Below are 537 nucleotides of genomic sequence, written 5' to 3'. Positions count from 1 at the left end.
GTTCTACGGCAAGCACCAGGGCGGCATCACGACGCCGCAGCAGCGCAACGCATATTTCGCGGCGCTCGACCTCACCACGACCCAACGCGCGGACGTGATCGCGCTGCTGAAGATCTGGACCGACGCGGCCGCACGCCTCACGCGCGGCGACCCCGCGCAGCCGCTGCCGGCGACCGGCGGCGACGAAGTCGCGCCGGCCGACTCGGGCGACGCGCTCGGCATCGGCGCGTCGCGGCTGACGATCACGTTCGGCTTCGGGCCCGGCCTGTTCGCGGTCGCGGGCAAGGACCGCTACGGCCTCGCGAAGCAGCGACCGGCCGCGCTCGTCGACCTGCCGCGCTTCAACGGCGACCAGCTGATTCCGGAGAAGACCGGCGGCGACCTGTTCATCCAGGCGTGCGCGAACGACGCGCAGGTGGCGTTCCACGCGGTGCGCCAGCTCGTGCGCCTCGGCGGCAAGGCCGTGCAGATGCGCTGGGGCCAGGCCGGCTTCACGTCCGGCAAGCCGGGCGAGACGCCGCGCAACCTGATGGGCTT

Annotated in this window: 1 protein-coding gene; it reads left to right on the top strand. The window is 72.8% G+C overall.

Annotated elements, in window-relative coordinates:
- A partial coding sequence (locus tag AC0KUR_RS38125; protein ID WP_473377424.1) for a Dyp-type peroxidase occupies positions 1 to 537 on the top strand: 537 nt, incomplete at both ends.

It is taken from the genome of Burkholderia sp. YHN3-13 (genome assembly GCF_055810675.1).
This window is presented reverse-complemented; position numbering and strand designations above follow the sequence as displayed.